Origin of the sequence: Serratia sp. P2ACOL2 (assembly GCF_003691565.1) — a bacterium.
In the GTDB taxonomy this organism is placed as follows: Bacteria; Pseudomonadota; Gammaproteobacteria; order Enterobacterales; family Enterobacteriaceae; genus Serratia; species Serratia liquefaciens.
In genome coordinates this window covers 1,275,437-1,293,414 of record NZ_CP033162.1, presented here as the reverse complement: position 1 = coordinate 1,293,414, position 17,978 = coordinate 1,275,437, and the positions used below count along the sequence as shown (strand labels likewise).

Annotated in this window: 19 protein-coding genes and 1 pseudogene; 12 read left to right on the top strand and 8 right to left on the bottom strand. The window is 57.9% G+C overall.

The window, feature by feature from the left end; genetic code table 11:
• Positions 1 to 23 precede the first annotated feature (23 nt).
• Positions 24 to 932: a LysR family transcriptional regulator gene (locus EBA31_RS06195; RefSeq protein WP_115059468.1), complete on the bottom strand. Its 909-nt coding sequence runs from the start codon at positions 930 to 932 to the stop codon at positions 24 to 26.
• A 142-nt stretch (positions 933 to 1,074) separates the two neighbouring features.
• Here EBA31_RS06195 and EBA31_RS06190 point away from each other — a divergent pair, with 142 nt between their 5' ends.
• The 3 genes and pseudogenes from EBA31_RS06190 to EBA31_RS06180 all read left to right on the top strand — a co-directional run bounded on the left by EBA31_RS06190 (position 1,075) and on the right by EBA31_RS06180 (position 4,190).
• A complete protein-coding gene (locus EBA31_RS06190; protein WP_020825867.1) occupies positions 1,075 to 1,719 on the top strand; it encodes a hydrolase in 645 nt (214 codons plus the stop codon).
• A gap of 46 nt (positions 1,720 to 1,765) precedes the next feature.
• Positions 1,766 to 2,311 (top strand): antibiotic biosynthesis monooxygenase, encoded by a 546-nt coding sequence (locus EBA31_RS06185; RefSeq protein WP_115059469.1) that lies wholly within the window; start codon positions 1,766 to 1,768, stop codon positions 2,309 to 2,311.
• Positions 2,312 to 2,332: 21 nt separating this feature from the next.
• A pseudogene (locus tag EBA31_RS06180) lies at positions 2,333 to 4,190 on the top strand (amidohydrolase).
• Positions 4,191 to 4,292: 102 nt separating this feature from the next.
• Here the strand turns inward: EBA31_RS06180 and EBA31_RS06175 are convergent.
• From EBA31_RS06175 to EBA31_RS06165, 3 genes are all read right to left on the bottom strand, one after another.
• Positions 4,293 to 5,423, bottom strand: coding sequence for a Gfo/Idh/MocA family protein (locus tag EBA31_RS06175; protein WP_020825864.1), 1,131 nt, complete (start codon positions 5,421 to 5,423; stop codon positions 4,293 to 4,295).
• 238 nt (positions 5,424 to 5,661) lie between these two features.
• Positions 5,662 to 6,285, bottom strand: a complete 624-nt coding sequence (locus tag EBA31_RS06170) for a glutathione S-transferase family protein (RefSeq protein ID WP_116690922.1) — start codon at positions 6,283 to 6,285, stop codon at positions 5,662 to 5,664.
• Positions 6,286 to 6,471: a DUF1127 domain-containing protein gene (locus EBA31_RS06165; RefSeq protein WP_046374161.1), complete on the bottom strand. Its 186-nt coding sequence runs from the start codon at positions 6,469 to 6,471 to the stop codon at positions 6,286 to 6,288.
• Positions 6,472 to 6,649: 178 nt separating this feature from the next.
• Here EBA31_RS06165 and EBA31_RS06160 point away from each other — a divergent pair, with 178 nt between their 5' ends.
• The 5 genes from EBA31_RS06160 (at position 6,650) to EBA31_RS06140 (ending at position 11,349) form a co-directional block, all read left to right on the top strand.
• On the top strand, positions 6,650 to 8,104 hold the full coding sequence (locus EBA31_RS06160) for a PLP-dependent aminotransferase family protein (protein WP_122077769.1): 1,455 nt from the start codon (positions 6,650 to 6,652) through the stop codon (positions 8,102 to 8,104).
• 83 nt (positions 8,105 to 8,187) lie between these two features.
• Entirely contained in the window at positions 8,188 to 9,072 is an 885-nt protein-coding gene (locus EBA31_RS06155; protein ID WP_020825860.1) for an oxidoreductase, read from the top strand.
• An 8-nt stretch (positions 9,073 to 9,080) separates the two neighbouring features.
• On the top strand, positions 9,081 to 10,106 hold the full coding sequence (locus EBA31_RS06150; RefSeq protein WP_122077767.1) for an AraC family transcriptional regulator: 1,026 nt from the start codon (positions 9,081 to 9,083) through the stop codon (positions 10,104 to 10,106).
• Positions 10,103 to 10,777 (top strand): epimerase, encoded by a 675-nt coding sequence (locus tag EBA31_RS06145; RefSeq protein WP_122077765.1) that lies wholly within the window; start codon positions 10,103 to 10,105, stop codon positions 10,775 to 10,777. The genes EBA31_RS06150 and EBA31_RS06145 overlap by 4 nt, the downstream gene beginning before the upstream one ends.
• A 71-nt stretch (positions 10,778 to 10,848) precedes the next feature.
• Positions 10,849 to 11,349 carry a DUF523 domain-containing protein gene (locus EBA31_RS06140; protein WP_020825857.1) on the top strand — a complete coding sequence of 167 codons (501 nt, stop codon included), beginning with the start codon at positions 10,849 to 10,851 and terminating at the stop codon, positions 11,347 to 11,349.
• On the opposite strand, the gene EBA31_RS06135 is transcribed toward EBA31_RS06140, so the two are convergent.
• Positions 11,346 to 11,762, bottom strand: a complete 417-nt coding sequence (locus tag EBA31_RS06135) for an NUDIX hydrolase (protein ID WP_122077763.1) — start codon at positions 11,760 to 11,762, stop codon at positions 11,346 to 11,348. The genes EBA31_RS06140 and EBA31_RS06135 overlap by 4 nt on opposite strands.
• A gap of 103 nt (positions 11,763 to 11,865) precedes the next feature.
• On the opposite strand from EBA31_RS06135, the gene sseA reads away from it, so the two are divergent.
• Positions 11,866 to 12,711, top strand: coding sequence for a 3-mercaptopyruvate sulfurtransferase (gene sseA / locus EBA31_RS06130; protein WP_122077762.1), 846 nt, complete (start codon positions 11,866 to 11,868; stop codon positions 12,709 to 12,711).
• On the opposite strand, the gene EBA31_RS06125 is transcribed toward sseA, so the two are convergent.
• Positions 12,708 to 13,577 (bottom strand): LysR substrate-binding domain-containing protein, encoded by an 870-nt coding sequence (locus tag EBA31_RS06125; RefSeq protein WP_046374168.1) that lies wholly within the window; start codon positions 13,575 to 13,577, stop codon positions 12,708 to 12,710. The two genes, sseA and EBA31_RS06125, sit on opposite strands and share 4 nt — an antisense overlap.
• Before the next feature lie 48 nt (positions 13,578 to 13,625).
• Here EBA31_RS06125 and EBA31_RS26735 point away from each other — a divergent pair, with 48 nt between their 5' ends.
• Both EBA31_RS26735 and EBA31_RS06120 read left to right on the top strand, forming a co-directional pair.
• Positions 13,626 to 13,883, top strand: a complete 258-nt coding sequence (locus tag EBA31_RS26735) for a hypothetical protein (RefSeq protein WP_129942150.1) — start codon at positions 13,626 to 13,628, stop codon at positions 13,881 to 13,883.
• Between the two features lie 10 nt (positions 13,884 to 13,893).
• Complete coding sequence (locus EBA31_RS06120) at positions 13,894 to 15,108, top strand: FAD-dependent oxidoreductase (protein WP_020825853.1); 1,215 nt, start codon at positions 13,894 to 13,896, stop codon at positions 15,106 to 15,108.
• A 136-nt stretch (positions 15,109 to 15,244) separates the two neighbouring features.
• Here EBA31_RS06120 and EBA31_RS06110 read toward each other — a convergent pair whose 3' ends face one another.
• Positions 15,245 to 15,580, bottom strand: coding sequence for a hypothetical protein (locus tag EBA31_RS06110; RefSeq protein ID WP_122077760.1), 336 nt, complete (start codon positions 15,578 to 15,580; stop codon positions 15,245 to 15,247).
• Between the two features lie 143 nt (positions 15,581 to 15,723).
• Between EBA31_RS06110 and EBA31_RS06105 the strand changes: the two genes are divergently transcribed.
• Complete coding sequence (locus EBA31_RS06105; RefSeq protein WP_020825851.1) at positions 15,724 to 16,236, top strand: GNAT family N-acetyltransferase; 513 nt, start codon at positions 15,724 to 15,726, stop codon at positions 16,234 to 16,236.
• Positions 16,237 to 16,257: 21 nt separating this feature from the next.
• Here EBA31_RS06105 and acpA read toward each other — a convergent pair whose 3' ends face one another.
• Positions 16,258 to 17,970 carry an acid phosphatase gene (gene acpA / locus EBA31_RS06100; protein ID WP_122077758.1) on the bottom strand — a complete coding sequence of 571 codons (1,713 nt, stop codon included), beginning with the start codon at positions 17,968 to 17,970 and terminating at the stop codon, positions 16,258 to 16,260.
• Positions 17,971 to 17,978 lie beyond the last annotated feature (8 nt).

Here is a 17,978-nt window from a genome sequence, read left to right as displayed (position 1 = left end):
TCGTTCCGCACAATGGCGGGGCATCAAGATGCCGGGTACAGGCTCCCGGCATCGGCACACTGCTGCAAGCGTTCACGCCACCACTTGGACGCCAAACCGGCGTTATTCTCACGCCAGCCAAAATAAGCGACGTCGCTGCAGCGCTCAGATTCGACGTTTTTCGCGACCAACTCGCCACTTTTCAGGTAAGGTTCAGCCAAATAACGCGGCAAATAACCACAGCCGAGACCGCTGAGCTGCACCCGCAACTTGGCGTCGAAACCGAACACCGTCAAGGTGTCCTGCTCCTCGAGAATATTCAGGTTCTGCGGTGCGTTCACCCTTGAGGTATCACGCACCACCACGGCACGGTGCTGACGGATCTCTGCCTTCGGCAAAGGCTCCGCCATTGTCGCCAGCGGGTGTTGCGGTGCGACGGCAAATACGTAGTCCAACCGACCCAACTGACTAAAAGCATAGCCTACCCGCGACGGGGGTTCACAAATCGCGCCAATAATAATATCCGCACAACCATAAACCAGCGACTCCCAGGATCCCGCCAACACCTCGTGACTAACGCGCAGCCGGGTATGGTGATTCTGCTGATAAAACTCTTCCATCAGCGGCAACAGGCGCTCAAAAGGAAACGAGGCATCAATGCCAAGCGTAATTTCGCTTTCCCAGCCGTTTTCCACATAGCGAGCCTGTTGCTCCAAATCCTGTGCGGCGCGCAACAGCACCCGGCCCTTTTCCAACATCAACTTGCCGGTATCGGTGAATTTGGCGCGGTGGCCTGAGCGATCGAGCAAGGTGATGTCGAGATCGCTCTCCAGTTTTTGCACCATATAGCTCAACGCCGAAGGTGTTTTAAACAGCACGGCGGCCGCCGCCGCAAATGACCCATGCCGATCGAGCGCATCCAAAATCAATAACGCTTCCAGGTTTAACCTCATCGCTCCCTCTCCGTGTATAAAAAAACTCAACAAGACGGCAAAAATTCTGCACTATCTTTGAAATCAGCCCCTGCCTACCATGCGGTTTATCGACGTTACATTCACCCGTTGTTAAACATAAGTCTTTCTGGGAAGGTAAATAATGTCTAAGTTTCAATTGCTTGATAAAGATAATTCTGCACTGATTTTCATTGACCACCAGCCGCAAATGTCTTTTGGCGTGGCCAATATTGATCGCCAGCAGCTGAAAAACAACGTGGTCGGTCTGGCGAAAGCCGGCAAGATTTTTAATGTTCCCACCCTTTTCACCTCGGTTGAAACCGAAAGTTTCAGCGGCTATATCTGGCCAGAACTGTTGGCGGTTCACCCAGAAATCACCCCGATTGAACGCACTTCGATGAACTCCTGGGAAGACGCAGCCTTCGTAAAGGCCGTTGAAGCCACCGGTCGCAAAAAGCTGGTGATTTCCGCGCTGTGGACCGAAGTCTGTCTGACTTTCCCGGCGCTGATGGCGCTCGAGGCAGGCTATGAAGTTTACGTGGTCACCGACACTTCCGGCGGTACCTCAGTGGATGCGCATGAGCGTTCCATCGACCGTATGGTGCAGGCCGGTGCCATCCCGGTAACCTGGCAGCAGGTGCTATTGGAGTATCAACGCGACTGGGCGCGCAAAGAGACTTACGACGCGGTTATGGAACTGGTGCGCGAACACAGCGGTGCTTACGGCATGGGCGTTGACTACGCTTACACCATGGTGCATCACGCCCCGGCGCGGGTGGCAAAATAAACCTTAACCCCGGCCGCGTCGCCGGGTTTTTTCTGGAGTCGGTGCTATGGCCCACCCGCAGCATGTCACGCTAGTTATCACTCACCGTTTGGCGCCGGGGCAGGAACCGGCCTACGAGGCCTGGCTGAAGCGCATTATGCCCGAAGCCGCCAACTTTGCCGGACATCTGGGCGTTAACGTGATCCGCCCCACCGGTCATGAGCAGGCCTACACCGTACTGGTCCGTTTTGACAACCTCGACAACCTGTCCCAGTGGGTGAATTCACCGCTGCGCAAACGCTACATCGAGGAAGTTTCGCCGCTGCTGCTGGAGAGCGACAGCATTGAAATTCGGCCCGGCGCAGAATTCTGGTTCACGCCGCCGAGCGCCAATACCCGCCAGCCCGCCAAGTGGAAACAATTTTTGATCACCCTGCTGGTGATTTTTCCGTCCACCAATCTGGTGCCCTGGTTTTGGGGAAACCTGTTGCCGCAGTTGAACGGCACGCTGGTCGGCCACCTGCTTAATGACGCCACCGTAGTTGCCCTGGTGGTCTTCCTCTGGATGCCGATAGTCACACGCATATTTCATCAATGGCTCACCCGCCGTTAGGCGGCCTGCCGGGAGAACATTATGAGTAACTCTGCTTCCCTGATTATCACCAACGGTAAATTTCACACCGTCGATCGCGAGGCGCCTACCGCCCAGGCGGTTGCTATCCGCGACGGCAAATTCCTCGCCGTCGGCAGTGAAAACGACGTTATGCAGCATGCAGGACCTGAAACTCAGGTGATTGACCTGCACGGCCACACCGCCGTCCCCGGCCTCAATGACTCGCACCTGCACCTGATCCGCGGCGGTCTGAACTACAATCTTGAGCTGCGTTGGGAAGGCGTGCCGTCGTTGGCCGATGCGCTGCGCATGCTGAAAGAGCAGGCACTGCGTACCCCCAGCCCACAATGGGTACGGGTGGTCGGCGGCTGGACCGAATTCCAGTTCGCGGAACGCCGCATGCCAACGCTGGACGAAATCAATCAGGCGGCGCCGGACACCCCGGTGTTTATTCTGCACCTGTACGATCGCGCTTTACTCAACCGAGCCGCGCTGAAAGTGGTGGGCTACACCAAAGACACGCCAAATCCGCCGGGGGGCGAGATCCAGCGCGATGGCAACGGCAACCCAACCGGCATGCTGATTGCCAAGCCTAATGCCATGATCCTGTATGCCACGCTGGCCAAAGGGCCCAAGCTGCCGCTTGAACAACAGGTCAATTCCACCCGTCAGTTTATGCGCGAGCTCAATCGCCTGGGCCTGACCAGCGCCATCGACGCCGGCGGCGGCTTCCAGAACTACCCCGATGACTATCAGGTGATTTCCGAACTGCACGATAAGCAGCAACTCACTCTGCGTATCGCCTATAACCTGTTCACTCAGCGACCGAAGCAGGAGCTGGAAGATTTCCAGCTGTGGACCGACATGCTGAAACCCGGTCAGGGCACCGATTTTTACCGTCATAACGGTGCCGGTGAAATGTTGGTGTTCTCCGCCGCCGACTTCGAGGATTTCCTCCAGCCGCGTCCGGATCTGCCGGAAGGTACGGAAGATGAGCTCGAGCGCGTAGTGCGCCATCTGGTCGAGCACCGCTGGCCGTTCCGCCTGCATGCCACCTATGACGAATCCATCAGCCGCATGCTGAACGTGTTCGAAAAGGTGAACCGCGATATTCCGTTCAACGGCCTGCACTGGATCTTCGACCACGCGGAAACCATCTCCGAACGTAACATCGAGCGGGTGAAAGCGCTGGGCGGCGGCATTGCCGTACAGCATCGCATGGCATTTCAGGGGGAATACTTTGCCGAACGCTACGGCAAAGAAGCCGCCGGTCGCAAAAATGCTGGCGGCCGAGTTGCCGGTAGGGTTAGGCACCGACGCCACCCGCGTGGCCAGTTATAACCCGTGGACGGCGCTGTATTGGCTGGTGTCCGGCCGTACCGTTGGCGGTATGGCGATGTACGACGACAGTGCGCGATTGGATCGCGAAACGGCCCTGATGTTGTGGACCCAGGGCAGCGCCTGGTTCTCAACCGAACAGGGTAAAAAAGGACAGATTAAGGTCGGACAGTTAGCCGATCTGGCCGTGCTGTCGCAGGATTATTTCAGCATACCCGAGGAGCAGATCAAGGGGATTGAATCGGTGATGACGGTGGTGGACGGCAAGGTGGTGTACGCCGCCGGCAGTTTTTCACCGCTGGCGCCGCCGGCAATTCCGGTACTGCCTGACTGGTCGCCGGTGACCCAGGTGCCGGGGCATTATCGCTCTGCCCCTCCTTCAGCCGCGGCCCGCGTCGGGGTGCTGAGCCAGGCGCACCAGTGTTGCGGCCCTTGCGGCGTGCACGCGCATCAGCATGACGTCGCCCGCCGTTCCAGCATTCCTGTTTCAGACGACAATGCCTTTTGGGGCGCATTCGGTTGTTCCTGCTTCGCTTTTTGATTGGCAGGCTATCACCGCAGCAAGTTATCAAGCTAATAGCTTATTAACTTATTAGCCAGTTAAGCTATGACACTCTCAAGTTGTGAGCGTCATAGCCCTTGGTTAATCGCGATTAATTTCCAGCCAGCGCCGTTGTTCGGCGGAGGCGGCTATCGCATCCAGCACGCAAGATACTTTCCAGCCCTCTTCAAAGTCAGGCCACATGCGATCACCGGCGGCAATGCCGTTAACCAGGTCGCGGATCTCCACCGTTTTCTGATCGTTAAAACCAATGCCGTGCCCTGCGCTAATACAGAAGGCGGCGTAATCCGGATGCTTAGGGCCTACCAGCAGCGTTTTAAACCCTTGGCGCTCCGCCGGCTCATCGTGACGATACAGCTTCAGCTCCGCCATTCGCTCCTGGGTGTAACTTAACGTGCCCTTGGTTCCGGTGACCACGTAGGTCAGCCCCATCTTGCGCCCGCAGGCAATGCGTGAAGTCTCGATGGTACCCATGGCGCCACCGGCAAAACGCACCAGCGCGCTGGCCTGATCCTCATTTTCAACCTGATGCATCAGCGTAGGGTCTTTCGCATCCGGGCGCTGTTTGATGATGGTCTGCATATCGCCGGAGACCGCCACAATGTCACCCACCAGGTAATGCGCCATGTTGACAATATGCGCCGCCAAATCGCCCAGCGCGCCTAACCCGGCCGTGGCCTTGCGGCAGTGCCAATCGATAGGCGTACGCGGATCGGCAAGATAATCTTCATTGTGGGTGCCGTAAAAATGCACCACTTCGCCAATCTCGCCATTGGCGATAATTTCGCGCGCCAGCTGGCTGGTCGGGTTCTTCATATAGTTGAAACCCACCAGCGTTTTAACCCCCTTGGCGCGAGCGGCCTGCACCATTTCAGCGGCGTCTTTGGCGTCCAACGCCAGCGGTTTTTCAGAATAAACGTGTTTGCCGTGACGAATCGCTTCCAGCGCCATCTCCTTATGCAGGAAATTCGGCGCGCAGATATCCACCACATCAATAGCCGGATCGGCCACCAGCTGGCGCCAGTCGGCGGTCGAACGAGAGAAACCAAATTCCGCAGCGCGCTGCTGCGCCAGCTCCGGCGTCACTTCCGCCAGCATTTCCAACACCAGTTCCCCCTTCAGTGGAAATACCGTGGCAGCCTGCGCATAAGCAATAGCGTGGCAGCGCCCAATGTAGCCGGTGCCAATTAAACCAACGCGTACCTGTTTCATCACCCTCTCCCGTTGCCTGTATCCGTAATCTGGTCAGCGCGCCACCCAATGAAACGCGCCGTCTGTGATACGGTTATATGAAATATAAATTTCAATAACAAGCAAAGAGAAAAATAAAACTCATATCCGTGATGCCGTTCATGAAACCTTGCAGACGGGAATGTAACGAGGCAGCCTCGAGGGTACGCTGCGTCTTCTGGCCAAAGATGTCAGGCCAAAATGAATATTTTATTTCATATCACGGCAACCCGTTGGCACCATACAGCAAGAAACCCGGCCGCTGTTGCAGCCGTTGCAAATACCCTTGTAACCCTGGGTAATCCGGGCGCGAGAAAGGCGTCATCAGCCAACGATTGAGCGACAGCCCAATGACCACATCCGCCAGGCTAAAGGTCGTGCCAGCAATATAAGCATTCCCCTGCGCCAAATGCTGTTCGAGCATGCCCATTAACCTGTTCCACTCCCGCTCCGCCGCTGCCAGTCGCTCCGGATCCTGGTAGGCGGCATCCTGGCGAACTCGCGACATGAAAACATAGCGCCAGGCGTTGTTGAGATCGGTGGCCTGCCAGTCCATCCACATTTCTACCGCTGCCCGTGCGCCCGGTTCTGTCGGCAACAGATCCTGACGCCCTTCCCGGCCCGCCAGGTAACGACAAATCGTGTTGGATTCCCACAGCACCCGATCGCCGTCAATCAATACCGGCACCAGGCCATTGGGGTTGAGGGCCAAAAACTCCGGTGTTTGCGTAGAGCGAAAACCACTGCCCCAGTCTTCTCTGGTCAGCGGCAACGCCAGTTCATGGCTGGTCCACAATACTTTGCGCACATTGATCGACGAGGCCTTACCCAACAATTTCAACATTTATGTTCTCCAAAAAGGCTTGCGCCCTTCTTGCATTGCCTGCGCGCGCGACAGACCAATGTCCGCCAGTTGGGCATCGTCCAACTGCAACAAAGATCTACGGGTGCGATAACGCTGCAGGTACAACTGCCAAAGTGGAAATCTCGCCCGGTGCTGTACCGGTTCGCCCTCAACAGAAATGCTCATCACAGATCCTCTTTCGGTTTGATCACGAAACCTATGATGCTGATCGCGCGAAAAACAATACAGATTCAGGGCGTTGATATTTTTTCCATACAAAAGCTGTCTCTGCCTATCTGAATGGTCTAATTTAATCTCATCTGTACCGGTTTTTTCCTCAACCACTCTCACTTTGGGTATCTGTATGACACGCTACGCCACCCTGGCCGCGCTCCTTAGTCAACGCATCGAACAGGGGCTCTATCCGGCCGGCGATCGTCTGCCGTCGGTGCGCGCACTAAGCCTGGAACACGGCGTCAGCATCAGCACGGTGCAACAGGCCTATCGCCTGCTGGAAGAGAGCCAACTGGTGGAAGCGCGCCCCAAATCCGGCTATTTCGTACAAAGGCGCCGCACTCTGGCCGAGCTTCCCGCCGTCACCCGTCCGGTGCAGCGACCGGTGGATATTTCGCAGTGGGAGCAGGTACTGGAACTGATCCGAAATAAACCACGCGAAGATGTGATCCAGCTCGGCCGTGGCATGCCGGATATCAGCGAACCTACGCTGAAACCGTTGACCAAAGCGCTGGGCACCCTGGGCCGTCACGGCGATCTGCGCAGCCTGCTCTACGACAGCATTCAAGGCGTTATCGGCTTGCGTGAACAAATCGCCCGGCTGCTGCTGGACTCCGGTTGCCAGATTAGTGCCGACCAGTTGGTGATCACCACCGGCTGCCACGAGGCGTTGTTCACCGGCCTGCGCGCCGTCTGCCAGCCGGGGGATATCGTGGCGGTAGACTCCCCCTGCTTTCACGGCACCATGCAAACGCTGAAAGGGTTGGGCATGAAGGCGTTGGAAATCCCTACCGATCCGCTGACCGGGATCAGCCTGGAGGCGCTGGAACTGGCGCTGGAGCAGTGGCCGGTGAAAACCATTCTGTTGACGCCCAACTGCAATAACCCCTTGGGTTACATTATGCCGGAGGAGCGTAAACAGCGTTTGCTGACGCTGGCGCAGCGCTACGATGTGACGATCATCGAAGACGACGTATACGGTGATATCGCCTACCAATACCCAAGGCCTCGCACCATCAAATCCTTCGATGAAGACGGCCGGGTATTGCTGTGCAGCTCGTTCTCCAAAACGCTGGCCCCCGGCCTGCGCATCGGTTGGATTGCCCCAGGTCGTTATCTGGAGCGCGTGTTGCACATGAAATATATCGGCACCGGCTCTACCGCGACCCAGCCACAACTGGCGATTGCCGAATTCATCCGTCACGGCCACTATCTGCAACATCTGCGGCGCATGCGTACCCGCTACCAGCAGAACCGGGACGTGATGACCGGATGGATTATGAAGTACTTCCCGCCCGGTACCCGTGTTAGCCAACCGCGCGGCGGCTTTATGCTGTGGATTGAGCTGGATGAAGCGTTTGATACCCTGCGGCTAAATCGCCATTTGGAACAACAGGGTGTGCAGATCGCCGTCGGCAGCATTTTTTCCGCCTCCGGTAAATACCGTAACTGCCTGCGTATCAACTATGCGCCCAAGCTGACGCCAGAGATTGAACAAGCGGTGCAACGGGTTGGCGAGACCATTCAAATGCTGATGCTGGCGCACACCCCAGAGCGCGACATCACATTGGCGCGATCGGATTAAACTCTGGCGCAATCGGATTATCCGCATGTGGACGAACCTTCTAGAGTAGAACCTCTTCAACAAGCAGGTACAGGAAGGTGGTTATGTCTCAGTCTCAGGTATGGTTAATTACCGGCAGTTCACGCGGTTTGGGCCAGCAGCTGGCGCAGGCTGTTTTGGCCGCCGGCCACCGTCTGGTCGCGACCGCACGCCAGCCACAGCAGTTACAGCCGCTGGTGGAACAGTACGGTGAGCAAGTGGTCACCGTGGCGCTGGACGTTACTGACGCCGTGGCCGCCAAACGTGCGGTACAGACAGCAATAGACAGCTTCGGCCGACTGGATGTGGTGGTCAACAATGCCGGCTATGGCAACATCGCGCCGGTGGAAGATGCCGATGAAGCCGATTTCCGCGCCCAGGTCGATACCAATTTCTATGGCGTTTTTAACGTCACCCGCGCGGCGCTACCGGTGCTGCGTCAACAAGGCAGCGGCCATATCATTCAGATCTCCACCATAGGCGCACGCCTTGGCGTACCGGGTCTGAGCGCTTACCACACCGCCAAGTGGGCGGTCGAAGGCTTCTCCGAATCGCTGGCAAAAGAAATTGCGCCCTTCGGCGTGAAGGTGACCCTGGTTGAACCCGGCGGTTTCCGCACCGACTGGGCCGGCTCATCAATGACCATCGCCCCTGTCAGCGCCGCTTACCAGGCAACGCTTGGGCCCATGCTAGACTACTTGCAACAGCATAACGGCCATCAACCCGGCGACCCGGCCAAGGCCGCGCAGGTTATCTTGCAGATCGCCGAGATGGATGAACCCCCGCTGCGCCTGTTACTCGGCAGCGATGCGGTATTTATCGCCGGACAGGTGCAGGCCGAACGGGAAGCGGCGGATGCCAAATTCCGTTACCTCAGCCTGAGCACCGACCGGGACGATAGCCAACCGGATCACGAAACCATGGCGGCGTTGGTGGCCGGCAAATCATAAGGAACACCATGAGCAGCGATCAAATCCCGGTCTCCAGCGCCTTAGCCATTCGTCTCAAAGCGCTGGGGGTGGATATTGAAAAGCTTGGTCAACTGGCCGGCCTCCCCAGCGGGCTGCTCAGCCACGGGCGCGAAAAGGTCAAGCTTTCCACCAGGCAGTTCTTTGATATTTGGCAGGCGCTCCCGCGCCTGACCGATGATGCGGCCTTTGGTCTTCGCCTCGGCAGTGACGTCGCACCGGAGCATTACGATATCGCTTCGGTCGCGGCGCTGCATTCGGCGACGCTGGGGGAGGCCTTGCAAAAAGTCGCCCGCTACAAGCGGTTGGTGTGTCCCGAAGAACTGACGCTGACGGAAGACGGCGAGGCCGTGCGGTTGCACACCCGTTGGACCATGGCCGAAGGTCATGCCCCTGAGCTGTTGGTGGACGCCATGTTTGCGTCCATCACCACTCTGTGCCGTCGTGGCACCGGCCTGGCTATTCAACCGAGGGCGATTGAACTGACGCGGCACCACGATCCCGCTTCGCCGTTGCTGCGCCATTTTAGCTGTCCGATCCGCTTCGACGCCCCGTTGGACGTGCTGGTGTTTGATCGTGCGCTGATGCAGCAGCCCTTTATCACCTATAACCAGGACATGCTGGCCGTGCTGCTGCCTGGGCTGGAAGCCGAGTTGGCCAAGGTCGAGCAGGACGACAGTTTGCCCGCACGGGTGATGGCGATCCTCACCCGTAGCATGCGCGGACAACGACCCAGCGTGAACAGCGTGGCTGCCGAGCTGTACCTCAGCCCACGCACCCTGCAGCGTCGTCTGCAACAGCACGGCTACAGCTATCAGCAACTGTTGGATAAAACCCGCCACCGTACGGCCTGTCATCTGCTGTCGGATACCGATCTGGAGCCCGGTGAAATTGCCTTCGTGCTCGGGTTCGAAGAACTGAATTCATTTAGCCGCGCCTTTATGCAATGGGAATCACAAACGCCGAACCGTTGGCGTCATCAACGCATCGCCGGGCGTCAGGAGAACAGGTTATGAAAGTGATAATATTCGGTGCCAGCGGCATGGTTGGGCAAGGCGCACTGCGCGAATGTCTGCTCGATCCGCAGGTGACGGAAGTGCTGAGCATCGGCCGCAGTGAACTGGCGCAAAGCGATGCCAAGCTCCGCCAACTGACGTTGCCCGATCTGAGTGATTTGTCCGCCCTGGAGACTCAGCTCAGCGGCTACGACGCCTGCTTCTTCTGCCTTGGCGTATCTTCCGCCGGCATGAGCGAAGCACGCTACCGTGCCCTGACCTACGATCTGACGCTGGCTGCGGGCCGCCCGCTGGCGCGGTTAAACCCGAACATGGTCTTTATTTATGTCTCCGGCGTCGGCACCGACAGCAGCGAACAAGGCCGCAGCATGTGGGCGCGGGTCAAGGGCGCAACCGAAAATGCCTTGTTGGCGCTGCCGTTCCATGCGGTGATGCTCCGCCCGGGCGTTATCGTGCCGCTGCACGGCATCCGGTCCCGAACCCGGCTTTATGATCTGCTGTACCGGCTTTTTAAACCGCTGTGGTTTGGCGCCCAACGGCTGTTTCCCAATCAGGTCACCACCACCGAACGTATCGGACTGGCAATGTTGGCCGTGGCACGGCGCGAGACCGACTTGCGCATCCTTGAACCGGTGGAGATTAACCGTTTGGCCCTGCCCTCGGCGGGTTGATTCTGCTATGTTAAAGCCGCGCGCGTGGGCCACCTGTGCCACGCTTTCGCCACTGCGACAGAGACAGACCCATGCCGTCAAAAATTTTATTCAGCGCCTGCCTGGCCGGTTTTAAAGTTCGCTATAACGGTTCCGATAAACCGTTGCCCCATCTCACCCTGCTGCGCTGGCAGCGCGAAGGCCGTTTGGTGGTTTGCTGCCCGGAACTGGCCGCCGGCTTCTCCACGCCACGTCCCTCAGCAGAAATCACTCCGGCCGCCGAAGGGGCCACGGTGCTCGCGCAACGGGCTCGGGTTATGGAGATCAGCGGCGGTGACGTCACCGACAGTTACCTGCTTGGCGCCCATCTGGCGCTGGAAACCGCGCGGCGCCACGGGTGCCGCTTTGCCCTGCTCACCGACGGCAGCCCGTCCTGCGGCAGCCAATTTATCTACGACGGTTCTTTCAGCGGCCAGACCAAACCCGGCAGCGGCGTCACCGCCGAACTGCTGCGTCAGAATGGCATTGAGGTCTTTTCCGACCGTCAGTTGGAGGCGCTGATCGCCCGGGTGGAGGCCGAGGAGCTACCCTAACGCTGCAGGTGCTCCGCCAGCCGCTGTTGAAGATGGGAGATCCCCTGCGGGTGATGGATAAAGCGGTCGAGTGTCATCATCTGCCAACGCTGCCCTTCATCGCCAAAGCGGATGGCGGCAATCTGCTGCGGGGTGATTTCGCCCAGCATAAACCAGGTCGGTGGATAGCCGGCGAAAATCCCCTCGTAGCGCTGCTGGTGACGAACCTGCCCCGCGGCAATCCGCAGGCCGAACTCTTCCAGGGTTTCCCGCTGCACGCATTGCAGCGGCGTTTCGTCGTTTTCGCGCCCGTCACCGGGCAGATCCCAGCAGCCAGGCCAGGGAATGTCGGGCTTGTCGTCTCGCTGATAGGTCAGCACGCTGTTGCCGCACAACAGCGCGATTTTCGCGCCGCCAAAATGCTTATCCGTCATCCCGCCTGGCTCCCGTTTTCGCCATTGAGCTAACATCTTACCTCATCGGAGTGCGCGCTGGTGTATAGTGAAAAACCGTTTTCACCACAGGCGAACAATGACGATGAACTCTCCGTTTCTGGTTACTCCCCAATGGCTTGCACAACATATCAACGATGAAAATCTGGTCGTGGTCGATGTCAGAATGTCTCCGGTCGGCCTGGTACCGAAAAAAGATATGCTTGCCGAATTTGAACGCGGTCATATCCCGGGCGCGGTGTACTTCGATATCGATGACGTCGCGGATAAAAATACCGATCTGCCACATATGCTGCCCACGGCGGAAGCCTTCAGCGCGGCGGCAGGCAAGTTGGGCATTAGCGATCAACACACCATTGTGTTCTATGACGAGGGCAATCAGTTCTCTGCCCCACGCGGCTGGTGGACCTTCCGTAACTTTGGCGCGCAGCAGGTTTATGTGCTGGACGAAGGCCTCAACGGCTGGACTGCGCTGGGCCAACCGCTGGAAACCGGCGCAACGCAACGCACGCAGCAAACCTTCAACGCCCGCTTCAATGCAGACGCGGTAGTCACTATGCAGCAGGTGGAACAGGCGCTGAACACGCAGGTGCAGATCCTCGACGCACGCGCCGCGCCGCGTTTTTACGCTGAAGCCCCAGAGCCGCGCCCTGGCCTGCACCGTGGCCATATTCCCGGCAGCATCAATATTCCTTACGGCGAACTGCTGGAAAACGGCCGCTTCAAATCGCTGGAAGCCCTCAAGAAAACCTTCAGCGACAAGGGCGTCGATCTCAACGGGCCAATCATCACCAGCTGTGGCTCCGGGGTAACTGCGGCAGTGCTGGCTTTTGGCCTGCTTTCCCTCGATGTAAAACAGGTGAAACTGTATGACGGCGCCTGGACCGAATGGGGTGCGCTGAGCGGCAATCAGCCGATCGAGCAGGACTAGTTTTTGATTCTGTCGGCCACGATTTGCGCCAACCGTTGAATGGCTGGCGTTGGAGTTTCTTGTGCGCGATGCAACACCACGCCAAGCGGGCTTAACGCCGGTAACATGCCGGGCGGCAGAAGGGATAATCCCAACGGCAGCCCGGCGTCGGTGCGTACCGTCACTCCCAGCCCGGCGCTGACGGCGGCCCATACGCCATTCAGGCTACGGCTGGTAAAGGCGACACGCCACGCAATCCCGGCGCGATCCAATGCCTGCGTCGCCGCACTGCGCATCAGGCAAGGGGCGTCGAACATCACCAGCGGCAGCGGTTCATGCCCACTGCGCCAGAGCGACAGATCAAAATCAGGCGAGGCGATCCAGTGCATTTGCCTTTGCCCCAGCGCCTGGTGAAATGGCGTGCTGATGCCCCCGTCCCACGCCAGCGACAAATCCAGCTCCCCTTTCAATACCCAGTCGATCAGCTCGGCATTGCGGGCGATCCGCGCTTCGATGCGCACACGCGGATGCGCGCGAGTGAAACTGCCCAACACCTGCGGCAAAAAGGTTTCCCCGAAGTCCTCCTGTAACCCCAAGCGTACCCGGCCATGCAAATCCAGCCCGCGCACCGCCGCGGCGGCCTCATCGTTCAGCTCCAGCAGCCGGCGGGCGTAGCCCAGCAATGTCTCGCCGGCCTCGGTCATCACCATATTGCGCCCGGCCTTGCGCAGAATCGGGGTGCCAACCTGTTGCTCCAGCTTTTTCAGGTGTGCGCTGACCGCCGAGGTTGAGCGCCCCAGCCGCTCCGCCGCTTTGGCGAAACTGCCCAACTCAATACCGGTAACGTAACTGCGCAGATCTTCGAGATCAAAGGTGACACGCCCCATACTGACCGTCCCGTTTTTAAGAACCATTAATCAAAATAATACCGATTTATGGATAAAGATGGCGCGTCAGGCATCGCGGGTCAACCGCTTTCAGCAAGGCGTTCGGGAATACTCTTCCCCCTGCCCGCCGGTGACGACGGGGCTGCCATTCAGCATGAGGTAAAGCCTGACGCCAGGCGAGCACGGGTAAAAATCGGTTTTCACTCTTTGACCACACAGTGCCACGGGTTGACAGCCTTATTTGATATTGATAATCATTATCACAATAAAGTTTTCAATAACGATTTGCAGGATGCGACTCGTTGAGGTCACCGCTATGCCACAGTCCCTGATCACGCCTTATGTCACCCGTTGCTGTATCGTTGGCGGCGGCCCCGCCGGGCTGATGCTCGGCTATTTGTTGGCTCGGGCTGGCATTAACGTGACGGTGCTGGAAAAACACGCCGATTTTCTGCGTGATTTTCGCGGCGATACCATTCACCCCTCGACGCTGGAAATCATGCACCAGCTTGGCCTGCTGGAAGCATTGCTGGCTCTGCCACACCAGCGTGCGGAAACGCTGCATGCCGAGATCGCCGGGCGTGACATTCGGCTGGCAGACTTCACACGCTTGCCAACCCGCTGCAAATTTATCGCCTTTATGCCGCAATGGGAGTTTCTCAACTTTCTGGCAGAAAAGGCCGCCGCCTTTCCCGAATTCACACTGATCAAGTCCGCGCAGGTGCACCAGCTGTTGTACGATCGCGGCCAGGTCTGCGGCGTGCTGGCGGACACGCCGGAAGGGCCGATCCGCGTTCGCTGCCAGTTGGTGATAGGTACCGACGGACGCAACTCGGTGGTGCGTGAACAGGCTTCTCTCAGCAGCCACAGCTTTGGCTCACCGCGCGACGTGTTGTGGATGAAAATCGATAAACAGGAAGGCGATCCGGCCTGGTCGATGGGCCACACCGGACCAAAGCAAAACTTCATCATGATCGACCGGGGTGAATACTGGCAGTGTGGCTATTCGATCGACAAAGGCAGCTTCGAGGCGATCCAACAAGACGGGCTGGAGAATTTTTTACTGCAGATTGCCGAGGTGGCACCGTTCCAGGATCATCGCCTGCAAACGATCGTCAGTTGGCAACAGGTGAAACTGCTCAGCATCCGCATCGATCGTCTGGATCAGTGGGCCAAGCCGGGCGTGCTGTGCATTGGCGATGCCGCGCACGCCATGTCACCCATCGGTGGCGTTGGGGTGAATCTGGCGATTCAGGATGCAGTCGCGACCGCCAACGCGATCATTCCCCCGCTGCGCAGCCAGCGCTTGCAGCTAAAACACCTGCAGCAGGTACAGCGACGCCGCAACTTCCCCACCAAAGCCACTCAGTTCCTGCAAATCAAAATGAGCCAGCGCAGGCCGAAAAAACGCCGTGCCGGCGAGAGCTCCAAACTGATGGCCCGGGTAGGCAACAGCCGTTGGTTGCCACATTTGTTTGGCCGGATTATCGGTCTGGGATTCAGGCGCGAGACGCCGAAACATTTGGACTGATCGGGCTCAGCCAGGATCAGGAAGAGGAGAGGAAAAGCGCTAAACCGGTAATATTGGCGTGCTCAACCCCCCTCCAGAAGCGTCATCCCCATGCGATCGGCCAGTTCGAATAGATGTATTAAAACGCTTTTATCTGTTACTGATACCGTGCTAACAGCAATAGATAACTCGTTTCCATTAAAGCGTCAGGTTCACTGGCTTCGCTTTCAATGTCGACTGCAGCTACCGGAACCTTCACTCCAGCAGACTTTGTCACCCTATCCCACGCAATCTCCAGCATTTGCATCGCCGTATTCGGATCCACCGCGGGGTCATTGACCATGTCCGTCAGTTTTTTACGCAAAGCGTTATTACCGACGTGACTCTGGCCTTGGGGGTGATGAGCATCGGGATCGATTTCAACTACCAGGAATCGCGCCGAACCTTTACTTGGCTTAAGATGCTGTAGCTGATCGGCAGTGAGCATCTGCATGGCCGTGGATGTCCCTGTCGACGATGGGTGTGTTGTTTCTCGGTCATACTCCCTCCGGTATGCGGATATTGAGTAAATTGAGTATGCGCTGGATTGCCTAAATCCTCGCCAACGGCCCTGTTCCTATCCATCAAGAGGTTTACATGTTCAGTATTCGCCAGGCTTTACGCCATGATTTAGCGCTAGTTCGTGACGTCGGTATTCGTACTTATCAGGCCCATTTTGGCGAACTTTGGCACCATAAAGCGGAATTGGATGCTTTTTTGGCTCAGGACTTTGCGGTCGAAGCCCTGGAGCAGACCCTGCAGGATCCGGACGTGTGCTGGCTGTTGGGCTATGAAGACGAGCGTCTGGTGGGCTATGCACGGCTGAACTTCAACAGCCTGCTGGCGCCCACTCAACAGACGGGCGCAGAACTGCAGAAAATCTATTTCCTGCCGGAATATGCCGGCCAGGGTTATGGCCAGCGTTTTTTTGAACAGGTACAGCAGCGAGCACTCGAACGCCGGCAGACAACGCTGTGGCTGGAGGTGCTAAAGCGCAACACCAGCGCCCAGCGTTTTTACCAACGTCAGGGGCTGAGCATTTGCGGCGAGACCTGCTACACCAGCGCCCAAGGTTCCATCGGCATCTGGTATATGTCGAAAGCGCTGTAACTCCAGCGCTCAAGCATGAGATTAACCCGGAAACTCCAGCGTGCCGGTCAGATCCCCCAAGGGTTTCTGGCCACGCGTCGCCATTGCCTTATCGCGATCTGCCAGCCCTTCCAGCGTTGGCAAATCAAACACCCGACTGATGAATCGCAGGATGGATCCGGTATCGTACACTTGGTGATCGACATATCCCTTACGGGCGAACGGTGAGATCACCAACGCTGGAATGCGCGAGCCAGGTCCCCAACGATCCCCCTGCGGCGGTGCAACGTGATCCCACCAGCCGCCGTTTTCATCGAAGGTAATGACCACCACGCTGTTATCCCACTGCGGGCCATTACGCAGGCTATTGATAATATGGGCAATATGACGGTCGCCGGCTTCGACATCCGAATAGCCGGCGTGCATATTGAGGTTGCCCTGTGGCTTGTAGAAAGCGACCGGCGGTAAGGTGCCCGCTTCCACCGCCGCCAGGAATTTATTGCCGGCGGTTGAATCGCCAATGCCGCCATCACGCAAATGAGCTTCGCGCGCCTGCGGGTTGGCCGGCCCCAGATTTTCAAAGTAATTGAACGGTTGATGATGATACTGAAAATCCGGTGCGCCGGGGAAATCACCCTGATCTTTGCGGTTGTCCAGCGCGTACTGCCAACCACCGGCGTACCAAGCCCAATCGATCCCTTTCTGGCTGAGCAAATCACCAATGTGCGGGTGTTTCTGTGGCGGCATAACGTTGGGCATCGTGGCATCCGCCAACGTCGGATCTTTCTCATCCTGCGTCCATGACGGCCAGTACGGTGGCGCCATGGTATTGACCGCGTAACCGTCCGGCGTCAGCAGGCTTTTGCCGAACAGCGGAATGCCGAATGAAGCGCTGACCGGCGAATCGCTCAGCGGCTTTAAACGCCAGTCCGTCACGTCGTCGCTTTCAAGCTGAGCAATGCCGTCTTTGGCGACAGAGTTTTGCACGTCGGGGTAGAACGGTGGGCGGGCGCAAATCAGATACTGATGATTGAGGAACGAGCCGCCAAACGCCCCCTGGAAGAAGTTATCGCACAGGGTAAATTCCTGCGCCAACGTCCATAGCCGCAGGTTGTATGCGCCGTCGCCGTAATAGCCCATGGTCAGAGCACCGGAATCGGCCCAGGCGACGAATTTGTCATTTTTGCCGCCGTTGATCTGCATCTGGTTCTGATAAAACACGTGCCACAAATCGCGAGTTACCACGCCATGCGGCAGGTTTTCCCCCTGCGGCCCGGTCAGCACAAACGGCTGGTTCGGCAGTTGAGTGGTAAAAACCGCATCTTCGTCGATTTTGTAGTTAACATGCCCGACTTCCTGAGCCTTCGGCACCAGGCCTTTCCAGATCGGCGGCAGCGTATCCAGCAGTTGACCATCGCGATCGCGCTGCTGGTACTCCTCCGGCTTGAGCGCCGACAGCGGTTTTTCTACCCCGGGGAAATTGGCGAACAGGTTGTTGAAGCTGCGGTTTTCGGCGTAAATCACCACCACATTCTTCACATAGCGCCGCAGCAACGAGTTTTGTGCACTTTGCGGCAAAGCGTTTAGCAGCACTTTCTTGTTCCCCTCCGCCGCGGCTCCGGCCAAGGGGACAAGGGAGGCGCCAACGCCCAATGCCGTCGCCCCCGCCAAAAAGCGGCGACGCGCCGGGTTGCTCGGTTGCTGCTGTTGATCCTGCGCCGACGGCGGCAAATCATTCTGTGGTTTATCGCTCATGCCTGTTC